Raw genomic sequence first — 6,292 nt, forward strand, 5'->3', positions numbered from 1 at the left:
TGGGCAAGATGACGATATCGCGTTTCAGATTAGCGGTGATGGCGCTGCTTAGCGCCGTCACCCTTTTGTCTTTGTGGGGGAGCTGTTTGGCGGTGCCTGCCGCATATGCTAAGCCTTCCGGCGTCAAGTGGTCGGACCTTCAACGCAAGTATGAAGGCGTTTTTGTGCTGTCCGCCTCGCGCGATTCCCGAAAGGTCGCACTGACGTTTGACGATGTGCCGGATCCCCGGTTTACGCCGCAGGTTCTTAAAGTGCTGAAAGAAAAAAAGGTGAAAGCGACTTTTTTCGTGGTCGGTACCCGGAGCTCCAAACATCCCGATCTGGTTAAACAAATCCATCGTGAAGGACATAACTTGGGTAACCATACTTACAATCATCCTGACTTGTCCAAGCTGCCTTTATCCAAAGTTAAAGAGCAGATCAACCGAGCGGAGAGGGTGATCGAAGGGATTGTCGGCTTTAAGCCTAGGCTCGTAAGGCCTCCATACGGCGAGATTCTGCCCGCTCATTTGGAATGGGCGAAGAAGAGAGGGTACACGGTCGTGAACTGGGACGTAGACTCGTCGGATTGGCGACAGCTTAGCTCGGACCAAGTGTTTCGCAACGTCACCCGGTCGGTTCGGCCGGGCTCCGTTGTTCTGATGCACGCCGGAGGAGGAGAAGGCCAAAGCTTGATGGGGACGGTCAAGGCGCTTCCGAGGATTATTGATTGGCTTCGCGCTCATCATTACGAGCCGGTCACTCTGACGGACTTGCTGGAAATTCCGGAGGAGAGGAAAGCTCAATAAGCTCAATAAGGAAAAGACGATTCACCGGATGAAGGGTTCATCCGTGAATCGTCTCTGAGGCGAAACCATATGAGGGGTCTATTTCAAAATATAGACTTTAACGTTCTGATAACCGAATCCGGATACGAAATCGCGGGATCCCGGCACGAAAATGTCGATGCGATTGCCTTTGATGGCGCCGCCTTTATCCGTAGCGGTCGCGACAAGTCCTCCGGTTGGCAAACCGGAAAAGTCGTATCCGGTAATGTACACCTTCGTTCCGAATGGAATGATGGTTGGATCGACGGCGATCGTTCCGAGCTTAAGCGGATTTCCGAAGTAGTCAACGGGTCCCCACTTTCCGTTCTCCTCCGCCGAAGCGGAATAAGCCGTGGCTTTAATGCTCATAACTTTGGAGTAGGCTAACGATTGGCCTGCTATCGTCGTGATTGCCTGCACAGGCTCGGCTGGTTCATCAGCCATAACCGACTGCGCTTTCGAAGCGCTGCTAGGGATAACTAGCTTGAGACCGTCATAAATGTTCAACGGGTCAATATTAGGATTGGCATCCATCAGTTGTTGAAGCGGAATGTTCAATTGGTTCGAGAGCTTCCAGAACGTGTCTGTATCCTTAGCCGTGTAAACAGTTCCCGCGTGAGCGGTTAATCCGGGCAGTGCCAACGCAGCTCCTAATACGAGCGCTGCTGATCGCGTGCCTAACTTTGTCAAACTTTTCTTCATTGCGGTGATCCTCCTAGAATTGGCCGGCGAGGTTAGCTGTCGGATTCGGGCTGGGAGATCAGCCCTACGCTATGATGCGATTCACCCCTAGTACGACACGGATTACCGATATGTACTCAGAATCATTTCCCCCGCACCTACAGGTTTTGGCCGGATTTAGTAGCGATTCGCATGATGAATCGCAATGATACAAACGTTCCCCAATCAAGCCCGGGATAACCGTTCGATTGCTTGTAAAACGTTACCACACCACCCTGGGCATGAACACCGGAAAGTATAGGAAAAGCGGGTCAAACCCGCGCCGTTCCTACTCTTTTTGCTGGCTTGCGCGGCGGGTGAAATAGGCTGTCGTCTCCTCGATCAGGTAGCGGGTGGAGGGAGCTAGCCATGCTGGATCGCCGTGAATGAGAGACGTAGTCCGCTTCGTTTCCTCGAGCTCGCGAATCCTCGCCAAGTATAGATCGTTATCCTCCAATACTTGGTCACGCAAATAAGATTTTGGCAATAAAGTGCCGGCTCTACAAGCGGATAAAAGGCGGATAATCGCTTCGAACGAATCGATTTCCATCCGGACGTCCGGCTTCAGGTTATAGGTACGGAATATTTCATCGGTCAAGGTTCTGTACCACGTGCCGGGAGCGAACAGGATCATAGGCAAGCCATGCAGATCCGCCATCTCTAAATGAGTTCTTTCTAATATAATGTGCGTTCTCGGGAGGACGAGGATGAGATGATCGTCAAATAAGGGTAAACTGGTAATGGCGGCATCATCGATGACGGACGAAGCGACGATTCCGAAATCAACTTTGCGTTCCTTGACGAGCGTAGCGATCTCGTGGGATTTGCCGGTAACGGCTTTAATCTCCAGATTAGGGTGTTTCTCGGTCATTGCCGTGATGAGATCGGGCAGCGTCGTCTGCAGCGTCGTTAAGCTGGCCCCGATCGTGGCCACATGGGCTTCCGAGGATTTGAACGCGTTCAGCTTCTGCAAATAGCTGCCGTGAAAACGACGAAGCTCAAGCGCGAATTCGTAAGTTACTTGTCCGGCAGCCGTCAGCTCGAGCCGCTTGCCGATTCTGCGAAACAGATCGACCTCAAGCTCCGCTTCAAGGCGGGCCAAGCGCCGCGAAAGCGCGGGTTGCGATAGGTTGAGCCTCTCGGCTGCTTTGTTCAGGCTTGTCTGTTCTACGATCGTCGCGAATAAACGCATATCTTCAAGCATAGAGGTTCACCTTCCTTATGCAGTTTGGTTATAAGTTTTAATATTAAATAAGCAGTTCCATTATAAGCGAAAATAGAGTAACCTTAATAGCGGTGACAAAATGGTGACGTGTGGAAAATATCGTCATCTGAAGTCAAAGCACGGATGCGAAAGGAGATCAAACACAGACATGGCGAAGGGTAATTCTTATTTACCGAGAAAGCTTCATTCGTTGCTTGGGGTAATTCCGCTCGGATTGTTTATCATCGAGCACGCTCTGACGAACTATTCCGCTTACGAAGGCGGACGGGAGGGCTTTTCGGATAGTATCGATTTTCTGAACAGCGTACCATTGGTATTCTGGTTAGAATTGTTCGTCATCTGGCTCCCTATTTTATTCCATGGGGTGTACGGGCTATACATTGCCTATCAATCGAACATCAATACGGGAAGATTCAGCTACGGCCGTAACTGGGCATTCGCTTTGCAACGGATCACGGGGGTTATTACTTTCATATTCGTCGCATGGCATTTTTACGAAACGCGTTTCCAGATTACGCTTGGCAATGTGTCGCATGAAGAATTAGGGCAACACATGAACGGTATCGTTAGCGATCCGCTTGTACTTACAGCTTATATCATTGGAGTCATCGCAGCGACCTTCCATTTCTCGAATGGATTATGGGCGTTCTTCGTTAGCTGGGGAATTACTGTAGGTCCGCGCGCGCAAAAGGTTTCCTCTAATATTTGCATGGTCATCTTCGTAATCTTGTCGGCTCTGTTCTTGTTGTCCTTGTTCGCATTCCGCGGCGATGAGTTCGCTACGGCTGCTGCAGCGGCGCTTAGTTCAGTGTCCATAGGTTAGAGGGAGGAGAAACATACAATGGCTACTCAAAAAGTAATTGTCGTCGGTGGCGGGCTTGCCGGCTTGATGGCGACGATTAAAGCGGCGGAAGCGGGAGTTCGGGTTGATCTGTTCTCGCTGGTTCCGGTTAAAAGATCTCACTCCGTGTGCGCGCAAGGCGGTATTAACGGAGCTGTAAATACAAAAGGCGAAGGTGACTCCCCGTGGGAGCACTTCGATGATACGGTATACGGAGGCGACTTCCTCGCAAACCAACCTCCGGTTAAGGCGATGTGTGAAGCGGCTCCAGGCATTATCCATCTGATGGACCGGATGGGAGTTATGTTCAGCCGTACTCCGGAAGGTTTGCTCGATTTCCGCCGTTTCGGGGGAACGCAGTATCACCGTACGGCATTCGCCGGCGCGACGACGGGACAACAGCTGTTGTACGCGTTAGACGAGCAAGTACGGCGCTGGGAAGTTGCGGGTCTGGTGCAGAAATTCGAGCACTGGGAATTTACGTCCGTCGTTCTCGACGATGACGGCGTTTGCCGCGGGATTGCCGCGCAGGATTTGCGCACGATGGAATCGGTCACGTTCCGCGGGGATGCGGTCATCCTGGCGACGGGCGGTCCGGGTATTATTTTCGGCAAAACGACGAACTCGGTCATTAATACGGGAACCGCGGCGAGCGCGGTTTACCAGCAAGGCGTTCACTACGCGAACGGCGAATTCATCCAAATTCACCCGACGGCTATTCCCGGAGACGACAAAAACCGTCTGATGAGCGAATCGGCAAGGGGAGAAGGCGGCCGGATCTGGACTTACAAGGACGGTAAGCCTTGGTATTTCCTTGAGGAAAAATACCCAGCATACGGTAACCTTGTGCCAAGGGATATCGCGACGCGCGAAATCTTCGACGTGTGTGTGAACCAGAACCTGGGTATCGATGGCGAAAACAAAGTCTATCTCGATCTATCGCACAAAGATCCGAAAGAGCTTGACGTTAAGCTCGGCGGAATCATCGAGATTTACGAGAAGTTCACGGGTGACGATCCGCGCAAAATCCCAATGCAAATTTTCCCGGCCGTTCACTATTCGATGGGCGGATTGTGGGTCGATTACAATCAAATGACGAACATTCCGGGGCTGTTTGCCTGCGGAGAATGCGACTATCAATATCACGGAGCGAACCGTCTTGGCGCTAACTCTTTGTTGTCGGCGATATTCGGCGGTATGGTTACCGGTCCGAAAGCGATCGAATATATCCGCGGCTTGAAGAAGTCGGCCGAGGACGTATCGGAGAGCGTGTTCGAGAACGAGCGCAAAAAACAAGCGAACAAATTCGAGTCGATCCTGAAAATGAACGGCACGGAAAACGCTTATGTGTTGAGCAAAGAGCTTGGCGAGTGGATGACGAACAACATGACCGTCGTTCGTTACAACAAAAAGCTAGAAGATACGGTCGGCAAAATCAAAGAGCTTAAACAGCGTTACAAAAATATCAACATTAACGATACGGCGCAATGGAACAACTCGGGTGCAGCGTTTACCCGTCAGTTGTGGAACATGTTGGAGTTGGCCGAAGCGATGACGGTGGGAGCTCTTCAACGAAACGAAAGCCGCGGCGCCCACTACAAACCGGAATTCCCGGATCGTGACGACGAGAACTTCCTGAAGACGTCTAAAGCGACATGGACAGCCGAAGGTCCACAAATCTCGTACGAAGACGTAGACGTATCCTTGATCAAGCCGCGGAAACGCGACTATTCCACCAACAAGAAGGAGGGCTAATCCATGGCTCAAGCTACTACAACAGCAGCACCAGCAACTGCAGCGGGGCGTAAAGTGAAATTCATTATTACGCGCCGGGAGCGTCCGGATGCCTCCCCATTCACGGAGGAATTCGAGGTTCCGTACCGTCCGAACATGAACGTTATCAGCGCGCTGATGGAAATTCAGCGGAATCCTGTTAAAGCGAACGGCGAGAAAACAGCGCCGGTTTGCTGGGAATCCAACTGTCTGGAAGAAGTGTGCGGAGCTTGCTCGATGGTTATCAACGGTAAACCCCGTCAAGCGTGCAGCGCGCTCATCGACAAGCTGGAACAGCCGATTCGGCTTGAGCCGATGGCGACGTTCCCCGTCGTACGGGATTTGGTCATCAACCGCGAGCGGATGTTCAACGCGCTCAAGAAGGTTAAAGCATGGATTCCGATCGACGGAACGTACGATCTCGGACCTGGTCCCCGGATGGCGGAGTCGAAACGCCAATGGGCTTACGAATTGTCCAAGTGCATGACTTGCGGCGTTTGCCTCGAAGCTTGTCCGAACGTTAACGATCGGAACAGCTTTATCGGTCCGGCTTCGATCTCGCAAGTGCGTTTGTTCAACGCTCATCCAACGGGCGAGATGAACAAGCACGAGCGTCTGGAAGCGCTGATGGAAGAGGGCGGCATCGAAGGCTGCGGCAACTCGCAAAACTGTGTGCGCTCCTGCCCGAAAGGCATCCCGCTCACGACTTCTATCGCAGCGATGAACAAAGACACAACCAAACAATTGTTCAAGCAGTGGCTTGGCATGTAACTTTACGTTTGCTCAAACCGTCGTCCCATTTGGGATGGCGGTTTTTTATTTTTGTCCTCACCCACTCCGCTCCACTCCAACGTAACGAGGGCCAAGCCACTTTGCTCGCTTCCAGCAAACCCAGCAAACCCAGCAAACCCAGCAAACCCAGCAAAC

At 51.9% G+C, this 6,292-nt stretch carries 6 protein-coding genes and 1 riboswitch; of the genes, 4 read left to right on the forward strand and 2 right to left on the reverse strand.

The features are described 5' to 3' along the window. Positions 1-8 precede the first annotated feature (8 nt). Complete coding sequence (locus tag L3D05_RS23090; protein WP_239618737.1) at positions 9-788, forward strand: polysaccharide deacetylase family protein; 780 nt, start codon at positions 9-11, stop codon at positions 786-788. Between the two features lie 78 nt (positions 789-866). Here L3D05_RS23090 and L3D05_RS26610 read toward each other — a convergent pair whose 3' ends face one another. Next, a complete protein-coding gene (locus L3D05_RS26610; protein ID WP_305037463.1) occupies positions 867-1,508 on the reverse strand; it encodes a 3D domain-containing protein in 642 nt (213 codons plus the stop codon). Positions 1,509-1,513: 5 nt separating this feature from the next. Next, positions 1,514-1,670: riboswitch (cyclic di-AMP (ydaO/yuaA leader) on the reverse strand. Between the two features lie 145 nt (positions 1,671-1,815). Further along, positions 1,816-2,730 (reverse strand): LysR substrate-binding domain-containing protein, encoded by a 915-nt coding sequence (locus L3D05_RS23105; RefSeq protein WP_239618738.1) that lies wholly within the window; start codon positions 2,728-2,730, stop codon positions 1,816-1,818. Positions 2,731-2,899: 169 nt separating this feature from the next. On the opposite strand from L3D05_RS23105, the gene L3D05_RS23110 reads away from it, so the two are divergent. From L3D05_RS23110 to sdhB, 3 genes are read left to right on the forward strand one after another with little or no spacing between them, the layout of a single operon-like run. Continuing rightward, positions 2,900-3,574 (forward strand): succinate dehydrogenase cytochrome b558 subunit, encoded by a 675-nt coding sequence (locus L3D05_RS23110; protein ID WP_239618739.1) that lies wholly within the window; start codon positions 2,900-2,902, stop codon positions 3,572-3,574. 18 nt (positions 3,575-3,592) lie between these two features. Next, positions 3,593-5,347, forward strand: a complete 1,755-nt coding sequence (gene sdhA / locus L3D05_RS23115) for a succinate dehydrogenase flavoprotein subunit (protein ID WP_239618740.1) — start codon at positions 3,593-3,595, stop codon at positions 5,345-5,347. Between the two features lie 3 nt (positions 5,348-5,350). Continuing rightward, positions 5,351-6,136, forward strand: coding sequence for a succinate dehydrogenase iron-sulfur subunit (sdhB, locus tag L3D05_RS23120; protein ID WP_239618741.1), 786 nt, complete (start codon positions 5,351-5,353; stop codon positions 6,134-6,136). The last annotated feature ends 156 nt before the right edge of the window (positions 6,137-6,292 follow it).

This window comes from Cohnella mopanensis, assembly GCF_022352055.1.
GTDB classification, from domain to species: domain Bacteria; phylum Bacillota; class Bacilli; order Paenibacillales; family Paenibacillaceae; genus Cohnella; species Cohnella mopanensis.

What these genes read in the sequence shown, in the direction of transcription:
- sdhB (WP_239618741.1), top strand. Translation starts at nt 5,351, where the DNA reads ATGGCTCAAGCTACTACAACAGCAGCACCAGCAACTGCAGCGGGGCGT.
- L3D05_RS23090 (WP_239618737.1), top strand. Translation starts at nt 9, where the DNA reads ATGACGATATCGCGTTTCAGATTAGCGGTGATGGCGCTGCTTAGCGCC.
- L3D05_RS23110 (WP_239618739.1), top strand. Translation starts at nt 2,900, where the DNA reads ATGGCGAAGGGTAATTCTTATTTACCGAGAAAGCTTCATTCGTTGCTT.
- sdhA (WP_239618740.1), top strand. Translation starts at nt 3,593, where the DNA reads ATGGCTACTCAAAAAGTAATTGTCGTCGGTGGCGGGCTTGCCGGCTTG.
- L3D05_RS23105 (WP_239618738.1), bottom strand. Translation starts at nt 2,730, where the DNA reads ATGCTTGAAGATATGCGTTTATTCGCGACGATCGTAGAACAGACAAGC.
- L3D05_RS26610 (WP_305037463.1), bottom strand. Translation starts at nt 1,508, where the DNA reads ATGAAGAAAAGTTTGACAAAGTTAGGCACGCGATCAGCAGCGCTCGTA.